Source organism: Rufibacter sp. JT3400010 (assembly GCF_054956755.1).
The window spans coordinates 69304-94523 of the sequence record NZ_JBUDXA010000016.1; the positions used below are offsets into that span (position 1 = coordinate 69304).

At 49.6% G+C, this 25220-nt stretch carries 17 protein-coding genes; 13 read left to right on the forward strand and 4 right to left on the reverse strand.

Annotated elements, in window-relative coordinates; genetic code table 11:
• Positions 1-18 precede the first annotated feature (18 nt).
• The 11 genes from ACY0JR_RS14650 (at position 19) to ftsZ (ending at position 14001) form a co-directional block, all read left to right on the forward strand.
• Positions 19-459 (forward strand): FtsL-like putative cell division protein, encoded by a 441-nt coding sequence (locus tag ACY0JR_RS14650; RefSeq protein WP_462634856.1) that lies wholly within the window; start codon positions 19-21, stop codon positions 457-459.
• Entirely contained in the window at positions 449-2602 is a 2154-nt protein-coding gene (locus tag ACY0JR_RS14655) for a penicillin-binding protein (protein WP_462634857.1), read from the forward strand. The genes ACY0JR_RS14650 and ACY0JR_RS14655 overlap by 11 nt, the downstream gene beginning before the upstream one ends.
• A complete protein-coding gene (locus tag ACY0JR_RS14660) occupies positions 2541-4004 on the forward strand; it encodes a UDP-N-acetylmuramoyl-L-alanyl-D-glutamate--2,6-diaminopimelate ligase (protein WP_462634858.1) in 1464 nt (487 codons plus the stop codon). Before ACY0JR_RS14655 ends, ACY0JR_RS14660 begins: the two co-directional genes overlap by 62 nt.
• 74 nt (positions 4005-4078) lie before the next feature.
• Entirely contained in the window at positions 4079-5296 is a 1218-nt protein-coding gene (gene mraY / locus ACY0JR_RS14665) for a phospho-N-acetylmuramoyl-pentapeptide-transferase (protein ID WP_462634859.1), read from the forward strand.
• A gap of 61 nt (positions 5297-5357) precedes the next feature.
• The gene (murD, locus tag ACY0JR_RS14670) at positions 5358-6707 is read left to right on the forward strand and encodes a UDP-N-acetylmuramoyl-L-alanine--D-glutamate ligase (protein WP_462634860.1); all 1350 of its coding nucleotides are present in this window, start codon (positions 5358-5360) and stop codon (positions 6705-6707) included.
• The gene (locus tag ACY0JR_RS14675; RefSeq protein WP_462634861.1) at positions 6704-7870 is read left to right on the forward strand and encodes an FtsW/RodA/SpoVE family cell cycle protein; all 1167 of its coding nucleotides are present in this window, start codon (positions 6704-6706) and stop codon (positions 7868-7870) included. The genes murD and ACY0JR_RS14675 overlap by 4 nt, the downstream gene beginning before the upstream one ends.
• The gene (gene murG / locus ACY0JR_RS14680; RefSeq protein ID WP_462634862.1) at positions 7863-8969 is read left to right on the forward strand and encodes an undecaprenyldiphospho-muramoylpentapeptide beta-N-acetylglucosaminyltransferase; all 1107 of its coding nucleotides are present in this window, start codon (positions 7863-7865) and stop codon (positions 8967-8969) included. Before ACY0JR_RS14675 ends, murG begins: the two co-directional genes overlap by 8 nt.
• Entirely contained in the window at positions 8966-10372 is a 1407-nt protein-coding gene (murC, locus tag ACY0JR_RS14685; RefSeq protein WP_462634863.1) for a UDP-N-acetylmuramate--L-alanine ligase, read from the forward strand. Before murG ends, murC begins: the two co-directional genes overlap by 4 nt.
• A complete protein-coding gene (locus tag ACY0JR_RS14690) occupies positions 10359-11120 on the forward strand; it encodes a cell division protein FtsQ/DivIB (RefSeq protein ID WP_462634864.1) in 762 nt (253 codons plus the stop codon). The genes murC and ACY0JR_RS14690 overlap by 14 nt, the downstream gene beginning before the upstream one ends.
• 8 nt (positions 11121-11128) lie before the next feature.
• Positions 11129-12466 (forward strand): cell division protein FtsA, encoded by a 1338-nt coding sequence (gene ftsA / locus ACY0JR_RS14695; RefSeq protein WP_462634865.1) that lies wholly within the window; start codon positions 11129-11131, stop codon positions 12464-12466.
• Positions 12467-12489: 23 nt separating this feature from the next.
• Positions 12490-14001: a cell division protein FtsZ gene (ftsZ, locus tag ACY0JR_RS14700; protein ID WP_462634866.1), complete on the forward strand. Its 1512-nt coding sequence runs from the start codon at positions 12490-12492 to the stop codon at positions 13999-14001.
• A 286-nt stretch (positions 14002-14287) separates the two neighbouring features.
• Here the strand turns inward: ftsZ and ACY0JR_RS14705 are convergent, their stop codons facing one another.
• The 4 genes from ACY0JR_RS14705 to ACY0JR_RS14720 all read right to left on the reverse strand — a co-directional run bounded on the left by ACY0JR_RS14705 (position 14288) and on the right by ACY0JR_RS14720 (position 18505).
• On the reverse strand, positions 14288-14812 hold the full coding sequence (locus ACY0JR_RS14705; RefSeq protein ID WP_462634868.1) for an NADPH-dependent FMN reductase: 525 nt from the start codon (positions 14810-14812) through the stop codon (positions 14288-14290).
• Positions 14813-14998: 186 nt separating this feature from the next.
• On the reverse strand, positions 14999-15751 hold the full coding sequence (locus ACY0JR_RS14710) for a succinate dehydrogenase/fumarate reductase iron-sulfur subunit (RefSeq protein ID WP_462634895.1): 753 nt from the start codon (positions 15749-15751) through the stop codon (positions 14999-15001).
• 138 nt (positions 15752-15889) lie between these two features.
• Complete coding sequence (locus ACY0JR_RS14715; protein ID WP_462634869.1) at positions 15890-17803, reverse strand: fumarate reductase/succinate dehydrogenase flavoprotein subunit; 1914 nt, start codon at positions 17801-17803, stop codon at positions 15890-15892.
• A 12-nt stretch (positions 17804-17815) separates the two neighbouring features.
• Positions 17816-18505: a succinate dehydrogenase cytochrome b subunit gene (locus tag ACY0JR_RS14720; protein ID WP_462634870.1), complete on the reverse strand. Its 690-nt coding sequence runs from the start codon at positions 18503-18505 to the stop codon at positions 17816-17818.
• 343 nt (positions 18506-18848) lie between these two features.
• Here ACY0JR_RS14720 and ACY0JR_RS14725 point away from each other — a divergent pair, with 343 nt between their 5' ends.
• Together ACY0JR_RS14725 and ACY0JR_RS14730 are read left to right on the forward strand one after the other, a co-directional pair.
• Complete coding sequence (locus ACY0JR_RS14725) at positions 18849-21620, forward strand: T9SS type B sorting domain-containing protein (protein ID WP_462634871.1); 2772 nt, start codon at positions 18849-18851, stop codon at positions 21618-21620.
• A 601-nt stretch (positions 21621-22221) separates the two neighbouring features.
• Positions 22222-24237, forward strand: coding sequence for a glycoside hydrolase family 97 protein (locus ACY0JR_RS14730; RefSeq protein WP_462634872.1), 2016 nt, complete (start codon positions 22222-22224; stop codon positions 24235-24237).
• The last annotated feature ends 983 nt before the right edge of the window (positions 24238-25220 follow it).

Genomic DNA, 25220 nt, shown 5'->3' on the forward strand with positions numbered 1-25220 from the left:
CATTTTACGATTTAATTTATGGCAGTCAACACCGTACGTCCACAAGTGAATCGGCCGAAGGCAAACACCCTGCGGGAGGTGCCTACGGTAGAGAAGCCGCGTCCGGCCCGCCCGCCGCGCCAGAAGGGCACCAGTCTGTTTGAACTGTTAGACCGCTACACCAAAGTAGACTGGTTCTTTGCCGAAGGTCTGCCCGTGAGGTACTTGCCCAAGGTACTTTTCCTGATGGGCGTGACCTTGTTTTACATTGGCAACACCCACTACGCCGACCGTACGCTCCGCCGCATTGACAAAACCAAAGCCGAAACCGAGGACCTTCGCGCGGATTACACGACGTTGAAATCTGATTACATGGAAGCGAGCAAGCAGTCTGAGGTGGCCCGTAACGTGGAGCCCCTTGGCCTGATGGAAAGTTCAACCCCACCCATTCAAGTAGTGATCAAGAAAGATGAATATTAAGAAGTCCATCGTTACGCGTGTGCGGGTGGCCTTTTTGGCTATCTGTCTTTTCGCGTTTGCGATTATTTACAAAGTAGGGTACATCCAGTTCAAGGACGGAGACCGCTGGCGCGAGATCGCCAATGAGAAGCGGTTCCATTACCAGCCGGTATACGCTACCCGCGGGAACATCTACTCCAATGATGACCGCATCATGGCTACGTCTTTGCCCTTCTACCGGGTAGCCTTTGATCCTACCATTTCGCCAGATGATGTTTTCGCCAAGGGCATTGACTCGTTGGCTATTCAACTTTCCCGTTTCTACGGCGACCGTTCACCTGAGTACTACAAGCGCAAAATCAAGAACGCCCGCAGCGCCGATCGTAAGTATGTACGCCTGAACAGCCGGTTGATCAACTACCAGGACAAAAAGATGATGGCCAAATGGCCAATTTTCAGGTCCGGTAAAAACCGCGGTGGGGTGATCTTTGAAAAACTGGATCGCCGGTTCCTGCCGTTTGGGTCATTGGCGAAGCGTACCATCGGGTTCATCAACGAAGACCGCAACGGAGCCGGTCTAGAGTTCAGCTTTAACCGCCATTTGGCCGGCAAAGACGGCGAGGCGCTGTACGAGCGCATGGCGGGCGGTAACAAGCCTATCAATGACGGAACCGAGGTGAAACCCATGCCGGGCTTCGACATTCAGACCACCATTGACATCAACCTGCAAGACGTAGCGGAGAATGCCTTGAACCGGGTGCTGACCTTGAATGATGCCGCGTACGGCTGCGTGATTCTGATGGAAGTAAGTACCGGGCACATCAAAGCTATAGCCAACCTGGGTCGTCAGAGTGAAGGCGTGTACGTGGAGGATTACAACTATGCCGTAGGTAACCAGGGACGCACCGAACCAGGCTCCACCTTCAAACTGGCTTCCATGATGGCCTTGCTGGAGGAAACCAACATGAGCCTCACCGATACAGTGGATACTGGCGTGGGTTCTGAGCGAATTGGCGGCGCCGTGAAAACCGATACCCACGGCTACGGAAAAATTACGTTGCAGCAGGTATTTGAGAAGTCCTCTAACGTAGGCGTAGCCAAGCTCATTCAGAAGACCTTTGAGAGCAACCCGCAGAAATACGTGGATTACCTGCACAAATTCGGGTTGCACCAGCCGCTGGGTTTCCAGATGAACGGCGAGGCCATTCCCTACATCAAATCACCCAAAGACCGTAGTTGGAGCCGCCCGTCGTTGTCTACCATGGCCATTGGCTATGAGCTGAAAATTTCTCCGTTGCAGACTCTGGCGTTTTACAATGCCGTGGCGAATAATGGCGTGAAGGTGCAGCCCATGATTGTGAAAAGCATCAAGCGCGCCGACCAGATTCTGGAGTCTTACGAAGCCAAAGTGCTGAACCCCCAGATTTGCTCAGAAGAGACCCTGGTGAAACTCAGGGCCATGATGGAAGGGGTGGTGGAAAACGGAACGGGTAAAAACGTCCGCAGCAAAGACTATAAGGTGGCCGGTAAAACCGGTACGGCCAGAAAAGTAATCAACGGCCAATACACCCGGAAATACTCTACGTCGTTTGTAGGTTATTTTCCGGCAGATAAGCCCAAATACAGCTGCATTGTCATTATTGACAGCCCGCAGAAAGGCGCCCAATACGGTGGTGACGTAGCGGCACCGGTGTTCCGCGAATTAGCGGACAAAGCATATGCCCAAGACTTAGCCATTCACGCGCCTATGGTGCGCCGCCCGGCAAACGTGAAACCGAAGTTACCGGTGCTGCACGCCGGAAACCAGGAAGAACTCACCATTCTTTGCAACAAGTTAGGCGTGAGTGCCCACCCGTTAAGCCCCGAAGAAGATTGGGTACGGGTAGACACGCAGAAACAATCAGTTGCCTTGAAACCGGTTCCTGTGAAAATGGGCCAGGTGCCCGATGTCACGGACATGACGTTGAGAGATGCCCTTTACCTCTTAGGAAACCACGGCATCAAAGTACGGGCCATCGGGCTGGGCCGGGTAGAAAGCCAGAGCATTCCGCCAGGGCAACCCGTAGCCAAAGGAACAACCATTACCATTACTCTAACTAAACATGGCGCAACTAGAAAACCTGCTGCAGGTACTCCAGACAACGCAATTGCTCGGGCCTACTAACCCCGAGCTTTCTGCGTTAACCATGGATTCTCGTCAGGCCGGGCCGGGCGTGGGTTTCTTTGCTATCCGGGGTACGCTCCGCGATGGGCATGACTTTATTCCCGCTGCGGTGGAGCAAGGCGTTTCTGTCGTGTTTTGCGAAGAACTGCCCCAAAACACCCCGGCGCACGTGACGTTTGTGCAGGTGCCCAACGCCGCCGAGGCGATGGGTTACGCAGCCGCCGAATTCTACGGTAACCCTTCCAAGAAACTAAAACTGGTGGGCGTGACCGGCACCAACGGCAAAACCACCTGCGTGACGCTGCTGCATAAACTGTACCGCGACCTGGGCTACAATGCCGGTTTGCTCTCAACGGTGCAGAACCAGATAAACGAAACCGTGATTCCGGCTTCGCACACCACGCCAGATGCCATTACGCTACAAGGTTTGTTGGCCCAAATGGTGAAAGCCGGTTGTACCCACGCCTTCATGGAAGTGAGTTCGCACGCTCTGGTGCAGCACCGCGTGACGGGCGTGCAGTTTACCGGCGCCGTGTTCACCAACATCACCCATGACCACCTGGACTACCATGGCACCTTTGACGAGTACATCCGGGCCAAGAAGCTGTTTTTCGATAATCTGGGCAAAAAGGCTTTCGCGCTGGTAAACTCTGATGACAAGCGCGCCATGGTGATGCTGCAGAACACTAAAGCCACCAAATACACCTACGCCCTCCGCAAGGAAGCCGATTTCAAAGCCCGTTTACTGGATAACTCTATTCAGGGGTTACAATTGGAGCTGGAAGGACAGGAGGTGTGGTTCCGGTTAATCGGAACGTTCAACGCCTACAACTTGCTGGCGGTGTACGGCGCAGCCACCTTACTGGGAGAAGACAAGCAGGAAGTATTGGCCAGTTTATCTAACCTCACTTCGGCCGCCGGCCGATTTGATTACGTGGTTTCTGCCGGGCAGATTACGGGTATTGTAGATTACGCCCATACCCCTGATGCACTGGAAAACGTGCTGCAAACCATCCAGCAAATCCGGAAACCGGAGCAAAAGGTGATCACCATTGTAGGCTGCGGCGGAAACCGCGATGCCACCAAGCGTCCGGTGATGGCAGACATTGCCGCCAAAATGAGCGACCGCGTGATTCTGACTTCTGATAACCCAAGGGATGAAGACCCGCAGGAAATTCTGAACCAGATGCAAGCCGGTGTGAAGCCAACGGATTTGAAGAAAGCGCTTTCAGTGGTAGACAGACGAGAGGCCATTAAAACGGCGGTGTTGCTGGCAGAGGCCGAGGATATTATTCTGGTAGCGGGCAAAGGCCACGAGACGTACCAGGAAGTGAAAGGGGTCCGGTCACCGTTTGATGACAAGCAGGTGCTGCAGGAGTCCTTTGCCTTGCTGCAGAAATAGCGGCAGGGCCGAATAACAGAACATGACCTAAGAAGGACGGGCAGAACCTGCCTTCTTTTGATACTAAGAAACGGATGCTTTATTACCTTTTTGATTTTCTAGACCGGCAATTTGACTTCTACGGAGCGGGCGTGATGCGTTACATCTCGTTCAGGGCGGGATTGGCGGCGCTGTTTTCGCTTTTGATCGCCATGATTTTCGGGGGGCGCCTCATACGGTTGCTGCACCGCAAGCAAGTGGGCGAGTCTATCCGGGATTTGGGCCTGGAAGGACAGCTGGAGAAAAGAGGCACGCCTACCATGGGCGGTCTCATCATCCTGCTCGCCATTTTGCTGCCTACCGTACTTTTCGCCCGACTCAACAACGTCTACATTCTGCTCATGTTGGTTTCCACCGTCTGGTTGGGGGCCATCGGGTTTCTGGATGATTACATTAAAGTATTCCGCAAAAACAAGGAAGGCTTGGCCGGTCGGTTCAAGATTTTAGGCCAGATAGGCTTAGGACTGATTGTGGGGCTGACGCTGTTTTTCTCCGAAGATGTGGTGGTGAGACAGTACATCACGGCCAAAGGCTTGACCGCTATTGATTTTTCCAACTCCTACCAAGATGTCCGGAAAATGATCACCACGGTGCCTTTCACCAAGAACAATGAGTTGGATTACCATCATTTCTTCAGCTTCGCGAGTCCGTTGCTGGGTTCTTACGCCCGTTTCCTGTACATCCCGCTGGTGATCATCATCATCACGGCCGTATCTAACGGCGCTAACATCACCGATGGCATTGACGGTTTGGCAGCAGGAACTTCGGCTATCATCGGGACCACCCTAGCGGTATTCGCCTGGGTTTCTGGTAACTCCGTTTTCGCCGATTATTTTGACATCATGTACATTCCCAACACCGGCGAACTGGTGATTTTCTGTACCGCATTCGTGGGGGCCTGCGTGGGTTTCCTGTGGTACAACTCGTACCCCGCGCAGGTGTTCATGGGCGATACCGGTTCCTTATCCATCGGGGGAATCATCGCGGTTTTAGCTCTGATTTTACGAAAAGAGCTTTTAATCCCCATTCTCTGCGGCATTTTCCTGGTAGAAAACCTCTCGGTGATGCTGCAGGTGAGCTATTTCAAATACACCAAAAGGAAATACGGCGAGGGTCGCCGCATTTTCAAGATGTCGCCCCTGCACCACCACTACCAGAAGCTTGGCTACCATGAGTCCAAGATTGTATCCCGCTTCTGGACAGTAGGTATCATGCTGGCGATATTGACCTTAGTAACTCTAAAATTGAGATAAGCTGATTTCAGCCTCTTTTTAGAAAATAAGCTTAGAACAGGATTCAATCAAATAATTTATAATGCAAAAAATAGCCATACTAGGAGCAGGGGAGAGCGGCGTAGGAGCAGCCTTGTTGGCACAAGCCAGGGGCTTTGACGTGTTCGTCTCAGACCGCGGCTCTATTGCAGAAAAGTACCGGGCGCAACTGACCCAGGCGCAGATTCCCTTTGAGGAAGGAACCCATACGCTGGAGCAAATCTTTGCGGCCGTTGAAATCATCAAAAGTCCGGGTATTCCAGACACGGCTCCGGTAATTCAGGGAGCAGTAGAAAGAAACATTCCCATCATCTCTGAGATTGAGTTTGCGGGACGGTATGCCACGGGCAAATTCATTTGTATTACTGGCACCAACGGCAAAACCACTACCACGCTGCTGACTTATCACTTGCTGAAAAGTGCGGGTTTGAAGGTGGCTTTGGCCGGGAACGTAGGAGAGAGCCTGGCGGGGAAAGTGCTGGAGGGCGGCTATGACTACTACGTGGTTGAACTGAGTAGTTTTCAGCTAGACAACATGTACAGCTTCAAAGCGCACATCGGTATTCTGCTGAACATCACGCCAGACCATTTGGACCGCTACGAATACCAGATGGAGAAGTACGCGGCTGCCAAGTTCCGCGTGGCGCAGAACATGACTTCTGCGGAGTACTTCCTCTTCAACCAGGATGATGCCGAAATCCAGAAATACCGTGCTGTCCATGAGGTGCCGGGTACCCAGGTGCCTTTCGGGTTGAAAGAAACAGAAGGACTGGTCATTCAATACCAAGGACCGGCTATTCTAGGCTCTTTTGCGCAAATCAGTGCAAAAGTAGACACTTCTAAATTACCGTTAATTGGGCAGCACAATCAGTACAACACCATGGCCGCAGTAGGTGCGGCGTTGCTAGTGGGCATAGCGCCAGAGCAGATTGAAGAAGCACTGGGAACGTTCCAGAATGCCGAGCATAGGTTGCAACCGGTTGGTGAGATTGACGGTGTTCGCTTCATCAATGATTCCAAAGCCACCAACGTGGAAGCGGTTTGGTACGCGCTGGACGGAATTCAACAGCCTATTGTGTGGGTAGTAGGCGGAAAAGACAAAGGCAATGACTACACCACGTTGCTGCCGTTGGTGCAGGAGAAAGTGAAGGCTATTGTGTGCCTGGGGGTAGACAACAGCAAGCTTTTCGCCTCTTTTTCGCAAACCGGCCTTAAAATGGTAGAAACGCAGGAGGTACAGGAAGCCGTGCAATTAGCCAAAGATCTTGCGCAACCCGGTGATGTGGTATTGCTTTCTCCGGCCTGCGCCAGCTTTGACCTTTTCAATAATTACGAACACCGGGGCCAGGCCTTTGCCCAGGCAGTAGCCGCCCTTAATCCAACCGTAGCATGACACCTATCAAAAACTGGCTTCGCGATAACTTGAAAGGCGACCCCATTTTGTGGGGAATCGTCTTGTCTTTCGGGCTCATCAGTATTGCCGTCGTGTACTCGGCCACGGGTACTTTGGCGTACAAAAAAATGGGAGGCAACACCGAGTATTACCTGTTCAAACACTCCAGCCTCATCTTCATCGGGTTAGCGTTTGTGTGGCTCGCGCACAAAATCAATTACCGGTACTACGCTAAACTGAGCTTACTGGCCCTTATTTTCTCGGTACCCTTGCTCATCTACACGTATCTGAAAGGCTCCAACATCAACGAGGCTTCGCGTTGGCTGACTATTCCTATTATCAACCAAACCTTCCAACCTTCAGATTTGGCGAAACTGGCGTTGATTTCCTATCTGGCCAGTATCCTGAGCAAACGGCAGATGGATATTGAATCCAAGCAGACGTTGATTCCGCTGTTTCTGTGGAGCGGCTTGATCTGTGGCCTGATTGCCATGAGTAACATCTCTACCGGCTTGCTGCTGTTTTTGACCTGCCTTTTGCTCATGTTCATTGGCCGGATTCCCATGAAATCCATTTTCATCATGATCGCGGTGGGGGCGATATTTGGGTCTATTGCGCTATTCCTGGGTCAAAGGGCGCAAACGGCACTCAGCCGGATTGAGAATTTCATGGACGAGGAAAACACCGTATTCCAGTTAGAGCAGTCCTACATCGCCATCGCCACGGGCGGGGTTTTAGGAAAAGGCCCCGGAAACTCAGACCAGCGCAACGTGCTGCCTCACCCGTACTCTGACTTTATTTACGCCATCATCATTGAGGAATACGGCATGGTAGGAGGGGCCGTCATTCTCTTCCTGTACCTAGCCTTCCTCTACCGAGGGATGATGGCGGTCACCAACAGTTTGGGAGCCTTCGGCGGATTACTGTCCGCGGGTATCAGTTTCAGTCTGGTCATTCAGGCCATGGTGAACATGGGCGTGGCTGTAGGCTTGGGACCAATCACGGGTCTGCCGCTTCCGCTACTCAGTATGGGAGGAACCTCCCTGATCTTTACCGGTATTTCCATCGGGATTATCCTGAGTGTGAGCCGCAGCGAGCATGAAGCGAAGATTGCTTCGGCGCATACCGTGAACAAACCTGCTAATGTCTTGACGCATGCCTGAGAAAAACTATAGATTCATCATCAGCGGTGGCGGCACGGGTGGGCATATCTATCCGGCGGTAGCCATCGCAAACGAGATCAAACGGCTTTACCCGTCGGCGGAGATCTTGTTTGTGGGTGCCATGGGCCGTATGGAGATGACGCGGGTGCCGGAAGCGGGTTATAAAATCATTGGTCTGTGGATCAGTGGGCTGCAGCGCCGCCTGACTATGGACAACCTGTCGTTCCCTTTGAAGGTGATTTCCAGTGTTCGGAAGTCGTACAAGATCATCAAAGATTTCAAGCCCGATGCCGTGGTGGGCGTGGGCGGCTACGCCAGCGGACCGTTGCTGTATGCGGCTACCAAAATGGGGATTCCGTCCCTCATTCAGGAACAGAATTCTCACGCGGGTATCACCAATAAGCTGCTGGCCAACAAAGTAGACAAAGTCTGCGTGGCCTATGACAGCATGTACAAGTACTTCCCCAGCGCCAAGCTTGTGCTCACCGGCAATCCGGTGCGCCGGGATATTACCGAACTGGACGGGAAACGCACCGAAGCCATGCAGTTCTTCGGGCTCAACCCTGACCGCTTGACCTTTCTGGTGATTGGCGGGAGTTTAGGGGCCCGTACCCTGAACCAGAGCACCGAACAGGCGCTGCAAAAAATACAGGAAGCAGGCTACAACCTCATCTGGCAAACCGGAAAGCTGTTTTTCCCAACGGCTGAAACGGCCGTTAGAGAATATCCCGCCGACCAGATCAAAGCTTCTGATTTTATCAAACGCATGGACTTGGCGTATGCCGCCGCCGATGTGGTAATTTCCCGCGCTGGGGCTTTATCTATTTCAGAGTTGTGCCTGGCGATGAAACCGTCTATTCTGGTGCCCTCGCCCAACGTAGCCGAAGACCATCAGACCAAAAACGCAATGGCTTTGGTGCAGAAAGACGCGGCGGTGCTGGTGAAAGACGTGGAGGCTTCGCAGAAATTGTGGGATGCGGCATTTGAGCTGGCCAAAAATCCGGCCCGGCAGCAAACCTTGCGGGAAAACATTGCCCAGTTGGGAAAACCCCAGGCAGCGGAGGCCATTGTTCAGGAACTTTTAAAACTGATCAGATGAACCTGCACCAATACCGCCATATCTATTTTCTAGGCATAGGAGGCATTGGCATGAGCGCCCTGGCCCGTTGGTTTTTGGCCAAAGGGTTCACGGTAGCAGGTTATGATAAAACGCCTACTCCTTTAACCCAGAAGTTGGGAGAAGAGGGCGCGTCCATTCATTTTGAGGATAATGTGCAGCTGATTCCAGCCTCTTTTAGAGAAAATAAGGCTGAAACGCTCGTGATTCTGACGCCTGCCGTACCAGCAAATCATTCAGAACGGCAGTACCTGGTAGAAGAAGGCTTTACCATCATGAAACGGTCACAGGTGCTGGGGCTTTTAACGCAGGACCAATACTTGGTAGCTGTAGCGGGTACGCACGGGAAAACCACTACTTCCAGCATGGTGGCGCACCTGTTGCACCACGCCGGGGTTTCCACCTCCGCCTTTTTAGGGGGTATTTCCACCGATTTAGGTTCAAACCTGTTGTTGCCGCACCAGCAAGAGGAGCGGGCCTTGGCCGTGGTTGAGGCCGATGAGTATGACCGTTCGTTTCTGACGCTGCACCCGGACATTGCTATTGTTACTTCTACAGATCCAGATCACCTGGATATATATGGCGAAAAAGAAGCGCTAGTAGAGTCGTTCCGGCAGTTTGTGCGGCAGATAAAACCCAACGGTTATTTACTGCTCAACCATACCGCCGACCAGAGCTTGGCCCAGGCGGTAAATTCTTCGGTGACGGTCATAAAATATGGTCTTGAAAAAGAGGAATTAGCTGCGGAAGGCGTGCAAATAGCAGACGGAGTTATGAAATTTTCTGCCAAAGGGCGGAACTTCCTGTTGCCTACAACTGCTTTGCAGGTGCCCGGTTTTCATAACGTGGAAAATGCTTTGGCAGCTGCCCAAGCCGTTTCATTGGTTGGCGTTCCGGTAGAAAAAATTCAGTCAGGAATTACAGCCTATACGGGTGTAAAAAGAAGGTTTGAAAAGGTATATGCGTCTGAAAAAAGAGTATATTTAGACGATTATGCACATCACCCCAGGGAAATTGAGGCGTTCCTCCATTCGGTAAGGGCGCTGTACCCCGGGCAGAAACTGAGAGTAATTTTTCAGCCCCACTTATTTACTCGCACCCGCGACTTTTTGGAAGAATTTGCCCGGAGTTTAGACCTCGCAGATGAGGTATGGCTCTTGGATATTTATCCGGCCCGGGAGTTACCCCTTCCTGGTATTACATCAGCACTGCTGTTTGAGCAATTAAAGACAGATAAACTTCTTTTATCTAAAAAAGAAGTGGTCAAATTGTTGTCAAAGGATTTGGATTTTAAGGTGTTAGCTACTATCGGTGCTGGGGATATAGATGCCTTGGTTCCAGAGATTAAAAACGTATTGGAGGAAAAGGACCATGTATTGGAATAGAAAGGTCAAAGCGCTTCTATTTGCGGTATTTTGCATGGGGGGATTTGTTTTTTTAGCAGGATTTTCTAAGGCAAAACAGGAGGAAAAAATATGCAAAAAAGTCAATATTAAAATTGATAATGAGTATAACAATTACTTCCTTAGTGAATCGGAAGTGATGGCGCTGCTGACCCGTAACGGACGTCAGCCGCTCACGGGAATGAAAAAGCAGGAGATTGATCTCAAGCAACTGGAAATGCGGATTAAATCGCATAAATTTGTAAGACAAGCGGAGGTCTCTCGTGATTTGGAAGGCAATATCAATGTCACGATACAGCAAAACCGACCTATTGCCCGGTTGCTAAGCACTGAAAAGGACGTATACCTGGACGAAGAAGGAAATCAACTTCCTTTATCGGCTTTGTACACGGCCCATGTCCTGCCTGTGACATCTTCAGTGAATACAACTTCCAAAGGCGGTTCGTTTTTTCAGGACTCAGTGGGCACCGCTTATTTGTCTCTGCTACGGTACATTGAAAAAGACCCGTTTTGGAACGCGCAGCTTGCCCACATGGACATTGACGAAAAGGGCAAGGTTAGTTTTTTGACACAGGTGGGCGATCAGCACATTGAGTTTGGGAAACCGGTTCATGTGGAAGAGAAATTCAGAAAGCTCTTCATCTTCTATAAAGAAGTAATGCCAGTGGTGGGCTGGGATAAATACAGCCGCTTGAATGTAGAATACAAGGATCAGATTATTTGTGAATAGTTAATAACATGACGCAGAACGACAAAATAGTTGTAGGCTTAGACATTGGAACAACCAAAATTTGCGCGCTGGTAGGTAGAAAGAATGAGTACGGCAAGCTAGAGATCCTTGGCTTGGGGAAAGCAGTATCTGAAGGAGTGGTGCGGGGCATGGTGAGCAACATTGATAAAACGGTTGAAGCCATCAAGAAAGCAATCAGACAGGCAGAGGAACAATCGGGAATTGATATCAAAGTGGTGAACGTGGGTATTGCCGGGCAGCACATCAAAAGTCTGCAGCACAACGGAAGCATTACCCGCACCTCTTTGGACAGTGAGATTACCGTAGAGGACATTAACCGTCTTACCAATGATATGTACCGTCTGGTGACTCCGCCGGGCAGTGAGATCATTCACGTAATGCCACAAGACTACAAAGTAGATTACGAAGACGGCATCATGGACCCTGTGGGTATGTCTGGCGTGCGCCTGGAAGGGAACTTCCACATCATTACGGCCCAATCCAATGCGGTGAACAACATCACCAAATGCATTAGTCGTGCTGGTCTGGAGATTGATCAACTCATCCTGGAGCCCTTGGCGTCTTGCATGTCTGTGCTGAGCGAAGAAGAGCGCGAAGCCGGCGTTGCCCTGATTGACATTGGAGGTGGTACCACAGATCTGGCTATCTTCAAAGACAATATCATCCGGCACACGGCAGTTCTTCCGTTTGGAGGGAACATCATTACTTCTGATATCAAACAGGGCTGCATGGTGATGCAGAACCAAGCCGAGCAACTGAAAGTGCGTTTCGGGAAGGCGATAGCCGATGAAGCCTCTGATAATGAGATTGTTTCTATCCCCGGCTTACGTGACCGCACTCCCAAAGAAATCTCTCTCAAGAACCTTGCTTTCATTATTGAGGCAAGAATGGAGGAGATTGTTGAACTCGTTTACTCAGAAATTGTTAGAAGCGGGTATGCCAACCAATTGGCGGCAGGTGTTGTGATTACCGGAGGCGGGGCGCAACTGCAGAACCTGGTGCAACTAGTAGAGTACTTGACAGGCCTTGATGCCCGTATCGGATATCCGAATGAGCATTTGGGAAAGAGCAAGATAGACTCTGTTAAGAGCCCAATGTTCGCAACTACCGTAGGTTTGGTCCTGGCTGGCTATCAAGCGCTGGATGAGCGGGTGAACCGTTACACAGAAATGACCAACACCCCGGCTGTCCGGAGTGCGAATGAAGCGAAGCCAGTTCAGAAGCCAAGCAGCAGTGGGGGTGGGGTAGGTTTCTTCAGTAAGATTGTAGAGCGTACCAAAAGCATGCTGATCGATGATTTTGACGATAAGCAACAGAACTATTAACGCGTAATTTCAGGAGGGATAACATGAGTTTTTCATCGTACAAGTTTGATGTGCCATCACACTCTAAATCCATCATCAAGGTAATTGGTGTTGGCGGAGGGGGAAGCAATGCCGTGAACCACATGTTCAACCAAGGCATTAAGGACGTGGAGTTTGTGGTGTGCAATACCGATGAACAGGCGTTGAAAAGTAGCAGTGTGCCTAACAAGCTTCAGATTGGAACTACCCTCACTGAAGGTCTTGGCGCAGGGGCTAACCCAGAACGTGGCAAGCAAGCTGCCTTAGAAAGCAAAGAAGAGATAAGAGAACTGTTAGGGGCCCACACCAAAATGGTCTTCATCACGGCGGGTATGGGCGGCGGAACCGGAACCGGTGCCGCGCCGGTCATCGCCAAAGTGGCGAAGGAGATGGACATCTTAACGGTAGGTATTGTCACGGCTCCTTTTGCATTTGAAGGTCGTAAGAAACGCACTGCCGCCGATAACGGAATCAAAGAACTCAGCGAGAACTGTGATACCGTTCTGGTTATCTTGAATGATAAACTGCGTGAAATGTTTGGGAACCTGCCTATCAGAGCAGCGTTTGCCAAAGCAGATAACGTTTTAACCACTGCCGCTAAGTCTATTGCTGAGATCATTACGGTAACTTCTGAGGTGAACGTGGACTTTGAAGACGTGAAAACGGTGATGAAGGACTCTGGTGCAGCGGTGATGGGCTCTGCCATTACCGAAGGCGAGAACAGAGCCCTGCGTGCCGCTGAAGAATCCCTTTCTTCTCCATTGTTGAACAACACTGACATTCACGGAGCTCAGAAAATCCTTCTTTCCATTATGTCAGGTGATCAGGCTGAATTGGAGATGGATGAACTGACCGAGATCACCGATTACATTCAGGAGAAAGCCGGCGATGACTCTGAGGTGATCTTCGGGCACGGAATTGATTCTTCGTTGGGTGCCAGCATTAGAGTAACAGTGATAGCCACCGGTTTTGCTCGCGAAATCGAAAGCCTTCCCGCACCAAAAAAGTCTTTTGAGGCAGCAGCACCAGTTGGAGCTACTGCGCCTCAGGCAGTAACTGAACCAGTTATTGAACCAGTTGCTCCTGTCGTTTCTACTACTTATTCGGTAACGCCGCCAGCTTCTGCTACGCAGTTAGTAGCTAATGAGCCGGTTCGCAAGCCAGCTCCCGTAGCAGAGAACACCAACCGAATCGTTTTTGACCTGGATGCAGATAGCGGGTTGGTTTCTCCTGGGTATGAGGAAGAAGTAAGTATTCCTGAACCCATTCAGGAAACCAGAGAGCCTCAGCTTAGCAAAATGGATGAGCGTCGGGCACGTCTTCGTAACTTGAGTGCCACAGATCCTTATTCAGATGCTTCTATCAAAGAGAAATTAGAGGTTCCGGCTTACCTGCGCAGAAATGTGCAACTGGAGAATGTGATCCCTTCTTCTGAGCAGAAGATTTCCCGTTTCAACCTGAACGATGACAATGAATTACTAGGAGACAACCGTTTCCTGCACGATAACGTGGACTAGGCATTTTTGCCCTGTTTTCTGAAAAGAAGCCCTAAAGCGATTTCGTTTTAGGGCTTCTTTTTTGGTTTTAGGACTAAACTGGTTAATACTATTGCTGTGTTTGTAGGGGCAATCCCTTGTGGTTGCCCTGGTTTGCAAATGAAAATTTTCTGCTACCGTAGGATAGGTCGCGACCTGTCCGTACAATCTCAATTGAAAAGTAGCATCATAACTAAAGCCAGCGTGGAGGCATAGTGTGCAGAATAGTATCTCAAATGGTAGGGCTTGTGGGGAGACCTGAGAACATCTAAAACGAAAGAAACTCCTCAATCTGCTCCTCTAGAAGCTGGCGGTACAAGGGATTGGTGAACTGACCTTCCTGTAAGTGTTTGTGTATGTAGGGGAAACGTGGTTTTTGGGCCAGCACGTGTAAGCCACAGTAATGCAGGACATCGGTGAGGTGGCTCAAGGCAATGTTGCCTCCCTGGCTACCCGTGGAAAGGCCTACCAGTGCTCCCTTTTTCCTGCGTAATGCATCTGGGTACTCTAAGCCATCTATGAACGCTTTCAGGACTCCGGGGAAAGAGCAGTTGTATTCCGGCACTATGAAGACCATCTTCTGTACCTCGGCCACCCGTTTTCTAAGCCAGAGAAACTCCTGCGAATACAGTTCGCTTTTGTATAGGGTGGGAGAGGCAAAGTCTAAGGGTAGATCCTGTAAATCAAGAATTTCTGAGGCTTGCCCTCGGGCCGTAAGCTGTTGCTGGTAGAGTTTGGCTACCTGGAGGGTGATGGAATTAGGTCGGTTGGTACCTGATATAATGAGTATCATCAGAAACTTGGTTAAGCTAGTATAACAGGGTAGGGAAGCTAAAGTTACGGCAATTTATGAGATGTGTAGAACCGTTTAGGTCAGGCATGGGTTTCGTTTGGCGGCCTTTTCCTGAAAACAGGGCTAAAACAAAAAGGCGAAGCCTCTTTTCAGAAGCTTCGCCCTTTTGTAAAGTCTAATGGAAACTTACACGTTTTCAGACGTGAAAGAAGCATTGATGTACTCGCGGTTCAGCATGGCGATGTTCTCCAAGGAGATACCTACCGGGCATTCCGCGGCGCAGGAACCAATGTTGGTACAAGCGCCAAAGCCTTCTTTGTCCATTTGGGCCACCATGTTCTCCACGCGTGTCTTCCGCTCTACCTTACCTTGTGGCAACAAAGCCAACTGAGAAACTTTGGCAGAGGTAAAGAGCATGGCAGAGCCGTTCTTACAGGCTGCTACACAGGCACCGCACTGGATACAGGTTGCCGCGTCAAACGCTTTGTCCGCAATGTTCTTCGGAATCGGAATTTCGTTTGCATCTGGTACCCCACCGGTGTTCACGGAGATGTAACCACCCGCCTGTTGGATTCTGTCCAGGGCAGAACGGTCGGTGCAAAGGTCTTTCAGAACCGGGAACGGACCTGCTCTCCAAGGCTCAATAGTGATGGTGTCACCGTCATTGAACTTGCGCATGTGCAACTGGCAGGTGGTGGTACCACGTTCTGGTCCGTGAGCCCGACCGTTGATGTACAGACTGCACATTCCGCAGATACCTTCGCGGCAGTCATGGTCAAACGCTACGGGATCAATGCCTTTCAGGAGCAAGTCCTCGTTCAGCACGTCCATCATCTCTAGGAAGGACATTTCCGGGGAGATATCTTTTATTTGATATGTTTCCAGCTTACCGGCTGTCTGAAAGTTCTTTTGTCTCCAAACTTTCAGCGTCAGGTTCATTGGTTTGCTGTTAGGATTATTACCAGCCATTTTCTTTTCAATTAAGAATTAAGAATCTGGAATCAGGAAGGGATGAAAGAGGAGCCACTCAACAGCTTACTGGAGTTTATCTCCTGTTTCTTATTTCCTGATTCGTAATTATTTATAGCTTCTTTGCGTCAGTTTCACGTTCTCGAACTTCAGCTCCTCTTTGTGCAGCACAGACGGTTGGTTAGGACCGGTGTACTCCCACGCGGCTACGTACGTGTAGTTCTCATCGTCCCTTAGGGCTTCGTTCTCTGGAGTCTGGTATTCCTCGCGGAAGTGACCACCACACGATTCGTTGCGGTTCAGGGCGTCATCTACCATCAGTTCACCCAATTCCAGGAAGTCGGCCACACGGCCAGCTTTCTCCAGAGTGATGTTCAGTTCTTCGTTCACCCCAAGAATCTTTACGTCTCTCCAGAACTCATCGCGCAGTTTTCTGATTTCCTGCTTGGCGTACTGCAAGCCTTCCGCGTTACGGGCCATGCCGCAGTAATCCCACATGATATGGCCTAAGGCTTTGTGGAAATCATCTACCGTTCTGGTTCCGTTGATGCTCAACAGACGGTTCACATCTGCCTGCACTTTGGCTTCGGCCTCTTTAAATGCTGGGTGAGTAGTCTCTACTCGGGTGGTTGGGTTCTGCGCCAGGTAATCACCAATGGTATACGGAATTACAAAGTATCCGTCAGCCAAACCTTGCATGAGGGCAGAAGCTCCTAAACGGTTAGCGCCGTGGTCAGAGAAGTTACACTCACCGGTAGCGTACAAGCCAGGTACGGTTGTCATGAGGTTATAATCTACCCAAAGACCGCCCATGGTGTAGTGAACCGCCGGGTAAATCCGCATCGGTTGCTCATACGGGTTCTCGCCGGTTATTTTGGCGTACATGTCAAAGAGGTTCCCGTATTTCTGGCTGATTTTGTCTAAACCTTCACGCTTGATAGCATCGGCGAAGTCAAGGTAAACGGCCAGTTTGGTAGTTCCTACGCCACGTCCTTCGTCGCAGGCCAATTTGGCGTTACGGGAAGCCACGTCACGAGGCACCAAGTTACCGAAGGAAGGGTATTTGCGCTCCAGGAAATAGTCACGCTCTTCTTCCGGAATATCACCGGGCGCACGGTTGTCGCCAACGGCTTTGGGTACCCAAACCCGTCCGTCGTTCCGCAGGGACTCAGACATCAGCGTCAGCTTAGACTGGTAACCGCCCGATACCGGAATACAGGTAGGGTGAATCTGGGTAAAGCAAGGGTTCGCGAACAAAGCACCTTTCTTGTGGGCTCTCCAGATGGCCGTGGTGTTAGAACCCATGGCATTAGTGGAAAGGAAGAATACGTTGCCGTAACCACCGGTAGCCAGAATCACAGCGTGCGCGCTGTGCGATTCAATTTTACCAGTAATTAAGTGACGGGTTACAATGCCGCGGGCTTTGCCGTCTACCATTACCAGGTCTAGCATCTCGGTGCGTGGGTACATCTTCACTTTACCGTAGGCAATCTGACGGTTCAGGGCAGAGTAGGCACCCAACAACAACTGCTGACCGGTTTGGCCCCGGGCGTAGAACGTCCGGCTTACCTGGGCACCTCCAAAGGAACGGTTCGCCAGTAATCCGCCGTACTCACGGGCAAAGGGAACACCCTGCGCAACGCACTGGTCAATGATGTTCACGCTCACTTGGGCCAGACGATACACGTTGGCTTCGCGGGCGCGGTAGTCACCACCTTTGATGGTGTCATAGAACAAGCGGTACACGCTGTCACCGTCGTTCTGGTAGTTTTTGGCAGCATTGATACCGCCTTGGGCTGCAATGGAGTGGGCACGACGCGGGCTGTCCTGATAGCAGAATGCCTTTACGTTGTAGCCCAGTTCAGCCAAGGTAGCAGCGGCAGAAGCTCCGGCAAGACCGGTTCCTACCACAATCACATCATATTTACGTTTGTTAGCCGGGTTTACCAGCTTCACATTGAATTTATGCTTGTCCCATTTTTCGGCCAATGGCCCGTCGGGAATCTTTGAATCTAGAATCATAGAGTTCGCTTATTACAAAACAACGTCTTTGATAAAAAAGTAAAGCGGCATGGCGGCAAAACCGGCCGGTACTACAACGGAAAAGAAGGCTCCAAATTTCTGTATGCCGGGAGTGTACTTCTTATGGTTCAGGCCCAAGGTGTGGAAAGCACTGGAGAAACCATGGTACAGGTGATAACCTAACGCAATCTGGCCTAATACATAGATCAACACATACCACCAGATATGGAAAGACTGCACTACCACTGAGTACAAGTCATCATAACCCGTTCCTTCAATGTCAATCATGTTGGGCTCCCCAAAACGCGCGCGCCAGAAGAAGTTGTACAAGTGAATGATGAGGAACACCAGAATAACAGTGCCCAGCAAACCCATGTTACGGGAAGACCAGTTGCTGTTGTCCTGCGGGCGGTTGTAAGCGTACTGTACTGATCTTGCGTTTTTGTTGCGGCGAGTAAGTACCAGCGCCTCATAGATGTGAAACCCGAACCCCAGCACCAGTACTATCTCCATGGTACGGATAAGTGGGTTGGTGGCCATGAAATGGGAGTAGATGTTGAAGGACGCGCCTCCATCTCCTTTGAACAATTGCAAGTTGCCCACCAGGTGCACCACTAAAAAAGAGCAGAGAAACAGACCAGTCACTGCTACCAGAAGTTTCCGGCCAATGCTACTGGTAAACGTTTTAGAAAACCAACTCATTTTGTTGTGTTAAGGTTGATAAAAGGTGTGTAACGGAATGGTTAAAACTTTTCAAAGGTACATGCCAAGGTTTTCTCAAGCAATTGTGACCTCTATTTTAAATGAATCTAAATTGTGCGTAGAGAGGGTTATTTTACTTCTAAACACCTTCGTTTTTAGATTGTTTTTCTGAATATAGCCTATTAATAATAATAGGTACGCTGAATTACAACAGAGCACCCCAGAATTCGTTATAGCCATACATCCGTCTCTATATACCTATGTTGCAACTGATTTGTTGGAATCATTACATAGTCTTTTATAGATTCTTCTATCTTTGTTTTTGCATGCAAACTGCTACTATATGCCTCTAATTCTACAGAAAGCGAAGGCCTTCCTGTTTTTACTGTGTGGGCTGTTTCTTTTCTCCCTCGTTACCTCCTCAGACGCACAGGCTACTCACTTGCGCGCCGGTAACATCTATGTAAAAAGTGACACCACTGCAGCCAGAAACCCCCTCCGGTTCTTCTTTACCCTGGAAACGTACAGTGTGGCGCCTCCGCCCTTTGAAGATTTGGAAGCGACCCTTTATTTCGGTGATTGCACCAGCCAGCGCGTGGCTAGAGAGTCAAGGACATTGCTTCCAGGAAACCAGAACGGCACCTTTCTGAATATTTACCGGTTTGAACACATCTATTCGGGCCCTGGTACTTTCACTGTGACTTTTGTAGGGGAGAACCGAAACGGCGGCGTAGTGAACATCTCCAACTCTGTTCAGCAGACGTTTTTTTTGCAGAGTACTCTTACGGTAGATCCTTTGTTAGGAGTGAACCAATCACCCATCTTACAATATGACCCGGTGGATGTTGCTGTCCGGAATCAGATCTATGTCCATAATCCTGGCGCTTATGATGCTGACGGAGACAGCCTTTCTTTCAAGATGTTGGAACCAAGAATTTTCAGCGCGTTTGATGCCTGCGGTAATCCAACCGGTAGAACTGCCCCGGGTTACAGAGGACTGGAGAATTTCCTGGGTAGAGCTGATAATGCTAATAACAGACCTGTTGGGCTAACCTTGGACCGGTACACCGGGCAATTGACCTGGAATACACCCGGCATGCTGGGCGAATTCAATATTGCCTTTGTGGTAGAGGAGTGGCGAAATGGCCGCTTAATAGGACAGGTCATCAGGGACATGCAGATCTTTGTGCGGGAAGACCCTAACTTACCGCCTGTTATCACCCCTCCCCGTGATACGTGCGTGGTGGCGGGAACACTTCTAATTGATACGGCTACGGTGAGAGACCCCAACCGAGACCCGGTTGAATTTACGGCAATCGGGAGTATGCTGCCACCCGTTTCTAACAAGGCTAGTTTTAGATTATTAAATGATACCACCGGTGTTTTTGCCTGGCAAACGGCTTGTCAGGATGTTCGGCGGGAACCTTACCAAGTATTATTCCGGGCAGAAGATAGGCCACCGGCTGGTAGATTAAGGTTAGTTGACTTGCAGCCTTGGCGAATTACCGTTGTAGGTCCGCCGCCGGTGCTGGTTTCCGCCGTGCCCCAAACCAGCAGTAGTATCAGGTTGAACTGGAGTGCCTATACGTGTCCCAATGCCACCACCATGTACATTTATCGGCGTGAAGGCCCCTCAGACTTTGTGCCAGATGCATGCGAAACGGGTATTCCGGCCTCTGCCGGGTACACGCTCATAGGGCAGGTAAGCGCTGGGGTAGTGACGTTCCTGGACAACAACAAGGGGCAAGGTCTGGAACGGAACAAAACCTACTGCTACCGTATTTACGCCGGCTTCCCAGAGCCAAGCGGTGGAGAAAGTATTGCCTCTAATGAGGTGTGTGCCACGCTGGAATCAATCTCCATCACCAAAGTGAGCGTGACTGAGACCAGTACCAGCACCGGTAAAATAAGGGTAGAGTGGAGTAAGCCTCGGCCTGCCAACGTAGCGCAGCTTACCGCACCATTCCTGTACCGTTTAGTACGGGCGCAGGGCCAAAGCCGGGCTGCTAACGCCGCTTTCGCCCCGGTACCCGGTTATACCTTCACCAGCCTGAATGATACGGTGTTCACTGATAACAACCTGAATACCGAAGATACCTCCTACACTTATCGGGTGGAGTTCTACCATTCAGGAACAACCGGAAGCCCAACGGTACTGGTAGATTCCTCTTCGGCTTCCAGTGTGCGCTTATCTGGACGGGCCAATGGCTCCGTCATGGAATTGCAGTGGACGTACAATGTGCCCTGGAACAATGCCAGTTCGTTAGCCAGTCCGGTTGCTGAACGTAAATATCATGTGATTTGGCTGGACCCAGAAGGTGACCGCACCTTTACCAGGTATGATAGCGTACTGGCCACTGCCACCTCGGGGACCTATAGTAAAGACATTCCGCTCACTCCTGGGAACCAGTACAGAGTATTCGTGCAAACAAAGGGTAGCTTTAACAACCCGTTCTTGCCCGATCCTATTCTGAACAACAGTCAGGAAATCACCATTGTGCGGCCGTGCGTGCCGGTGCTGGAAATTGACGAGTTGGTATGTGATGAAAACTTTGTGCCTACTCCGCCTCCGTTCGCGAATACCCTGCGGTGGTCTCTGCCACCCGGGTGTAACCCCGCCACCATTGACTTCTTTACCTTGTATTATAAAGAGACCGATGAAGGTGAATTTGTGAAAATTGGCACTGTAGACAATACAGGCCAACTGGTCTATCAATTCATTCACCAGAACCTACAGTCCTACGCCGGTTGCTACGTAGTGACCGCCACCGGTCTAGACGGTGTGGAAGGGGAGCAGAGCAACATTGTCTGCAAAGACAACTGTATTGTATTCTCCCTGCCTAACATTTTCACGCCCAACAGCGATGGCCGGAACGATACCTTTACCCCGAAACAAGGAGCAACCTTTATCAGAACCGCTACTTTGCGGGTGTTTAACCGATGGGGCAACAAAGTGTTTGAAGGCAGCGGCGACCCAGGCCTGAACTGGCGCGGCGTAGATAACAGCGGAAAAGCCCTTTCAGAAGGCACGTACTTCTATCAGGTAGAAGTAGAGTTCTTCGGCCGGGTACCAGACGTTAGAACCTTTAAAGGCTGGGTGGAGATTGTCAGGTAAACCTTGAGTTACCGTAATAGAAGTGAAGAATGGTGCCTGTTTTTAAGAATGGGTACCATTTCTTTTTGCCCTAGAACGAACTTGTGACCTGTACTCAAAGAGGGCTGAGTTTATACTAGCTAGTATTTACATTCTTCCGAGAGCATTCTGGCGCAAGGGTTCGCTTATGTCCGCACGCATAGCTGATCTGCAAAGCAGAGACACAAGCGGACGCTTGCGCCAGAATGAGCCTAGCTTAAGATGAAAAGTCCTTAAGCAATTTAGTAGTAGATAAACTGGCTGGCCAAATAGAAGAGAGACGCAACTGTTTTAGAAGCAGTTTTGTGAAAAGGTCAGTGAAACACTCTGGTATGCTGGTACACCGCTCCAAATCCAAACTGGAGCTAGGTCATGCATGGCCTGCTCAAAACGTGTTTCAGGGGTGTTTTTTCGAAAGTAAGCTGTAAAACGCTCTAATCACACACTTCATAGAACCAGTCCAATTCAGGCTAATTTTGCGGTCCATTTCTTCCGAAGAGCTTCAAAATTGTTCTTTCATTATTTTTTTTCTTACCTATTATCTATATGTTGGAGGTCCAATAAAGACAAAATGGATTCACATATGCTACACAGACTCTTGCTCATGGTCACGCTCATGGCCTTTGGGTATGCCGCCTCTGCTCAAAAGAATTTCTCGCTTACATCGCCTAACGGAAAGATCAAGGTAACAGTAGACGTCCAGGACAAACTTGCCTATACTGTAACCCATGGGCCTGATGTAGTCATAGCTCCGTCTACTATCGCCATGCAATTGACAACCGGAGAAACACTAGGCGCTAAGCCACAGGTAAAGAACACCAAAAGGAATTCGGTAAATAAAACGATCAAGGCACTGGTTTATAAAAGGGCCGAGATTATAGACAAGTACAATGAGCTGGTGCTCAACTTTAAGGGAGATTACAGCGTTATTTTCAGGGCGTATGATGATGGGGTGGCGTATAGGTTTGCTACTTCCAAAAAGAAGGATTTTCTGGTGCAGAATGAAGAAGCAACTTTTAACTTTCCGGCAGATCATACAGCTATAGTTCCCTATGTAAAGCTGGAGAAAAAGACATCCACAGAAAAGAAAACTACTATTGAGCAGCAATTCTGGAATTCTTTTGAGAATACGTACATCAATATTCCTTTGTCTAAAATAGACCCGAAACGCTTGGCATTCCTGCCGTTGGCGGTGGAAGTAACGAACCAGAAGAAAGTAGTGATCACGGAGGCTGACCTGGAAAGTTATCCTGGTATGTTTCTGGCCAATACAACTGGCGGGCGTTCCCTAAAAGGAGTATTCGCTCCGTACCCGAAGCGGGTGGAGCAAGGAGGCCATAATGAACTGCAACTGCTAGTCAAAGAAAGAGAGAACTACATCGCCAAAGCCAAAGGAACCCGCACGTTTCCTTGGCGCGTGATGGTCATCTCTTCAGAAGACAAAGAGCTCGCCGACAGTGACATGGTGTACAAACTGGCCACTCCTTCGCGCGTGAAAGACGCCTCTTGGGTGAAACCCGGCAAAGTAGCTTGGGACTGGTGGAACGCCTGGAACATTGAAGGGGTGGATTTCAAATCTGGCATCAACAATGCCACCTACAAATACTACATTGATTTTGCCGCCGCTAACAAAATCGAGTACGTAATTCTGGACGAAGGCTGGGCCGTAAACCTGAAAGCCGACCTGCTGCAGGTAATACCTGAAATTAATCTGAAAGAACTGGTAGACTACGGAAAGCAAAAGAATGTGGGTATCATTCTGTGGGCGGGGTACCATGCCCTTGACCGTGACCTGGAGAGAGTAGCCAAGCATTACGCAGACATGGGCGTGAAAGGCTTTAAGGTAGACTTTATGGACCGTGACGATCAGCAGGCCGTTGATTTTTACTACCGCACAGCAGAAGCAGGGGCTAAATACAAACTACTCATTGACTTCCATGGTGCTTACAAACCCACAGGCATGCAACGGACGTACCCCAACGTCATCAACTTTGAGGGGGTGCACGGCCTGGAGCAGATGAAATGGTCAGACCCCGATGTAGACCAGGTAACGTATGATGTAACCATGCCTTACCTCCGCATGCTGGCTGGGCCGGTAGACTATACCCAGGGCGCCATGCGCAATGCCACCAAAGACAATTACCGGCCGGTGCGTTCAGAGCCCATGAGCCAGGGAACCCGGGTGCGTCAATTGGCAGAATACGTTATTTTTGAGTCTCCCTTCAACATGCTGGCAGATAGTCCTTCCAATTATCTGAAGGAAGAGGAAAGTACTGCTTTCATCTCTACGGTGCCGGTAGTGTGGGACAATACCGTAGCCTTGGATGGGAAAATAGGAGAGCGGATAGCTATTGCCCGCAGAAAAGGAGAGGAATGGTATGTGGGCGCACTTACAAATTGGGATCCTAGAGAAATAGAACTGGATCTATCTTTTTTAGGCGAGGGAAATTATAAAGCCGAAATTTTCAGGGATGGTGTTAATGCAGACCGAAAGGCTTCTGACTACAAGCATGAAACCATTGACATTCCCCAAAACAAAAAACTGAAGATTTCCATGGCCCCAGGCGGAGGATACGTAGCTAGAATCTATAAAGGCTAGGTATACTTCGGTGCAAGCCGTTTAGTGCTATAGCTGAGAGGTTCTGCTTTTGTCAGGATGAGCCCCTCCTGTTTTTGGTCTGTTTTCTGTAAAGGGACCAAAAACAGGAGGGGCTTTTTTATGCAGGAAATCACCAAACCGCAATTACTAGCTTGGCTATACTGCTGCCAATACAATTACAGGTATTCTTGGAGGTGTCACGGATTACGATCGTTGAGAAATGAATCATAGATGATTCATTTGGTTAGGAATCTTACTTAGGCATCGAGTCTCTTTGTGGGTTTGATTACAATCCACTCTCCTTAATAGCTTCTTCCTAAATCTACAACCATGCCCATCACCTACATAAGGAATATGGGCGTCCTTGAAACATTGGATCTTGATAATAATAAGCATTTACGTTTCTGGATAGAAATATCAGAAATAGGCAGTGTTCAAAACACAATTGTTTATTAACAATTATTTAACCCAACAGTCAATACTTATTGTAAAATTTGCAATAAGTTTTTGTTTTAATAAAATATTTTAGTTCCTTGGTATAAACTTAAGAAAAAGGAGCTTTTTAGGGGTTTTTAGCCCGAAAATTGCAAAAAGTGCAAAACTTGCGCGGGCAGACTAACTTATTTATTAGCTATCTCTGGTATAGGTACTCAGTTTTGTGATTCTGGTAATTTGAATTTGGTGCCTGAGATGAAAGTTATCATCTTCTGACTCGCATGCCTTGAGGTAAAGTACCTGAAGGGTTTATACCTTAAATAGGAAGCTAAGCAGGCAAATATCAGGTGAGATGTTATTAAGGAAGTCTCTCTTTTAAGTAAGCCGAAGTAAAGAAAACAGCAGGATCAAAATTTGGTGATAACCTTACTTCACCTGAAGGAAAATGGCAAGCGCCTCTAAGATCGCTGTAATCAACAACAAGAATCACCCAGCGGTACCACTTGCCCTACCAACAGGTGGGAGGTACCCCTTTTTTGCCAGCCAGC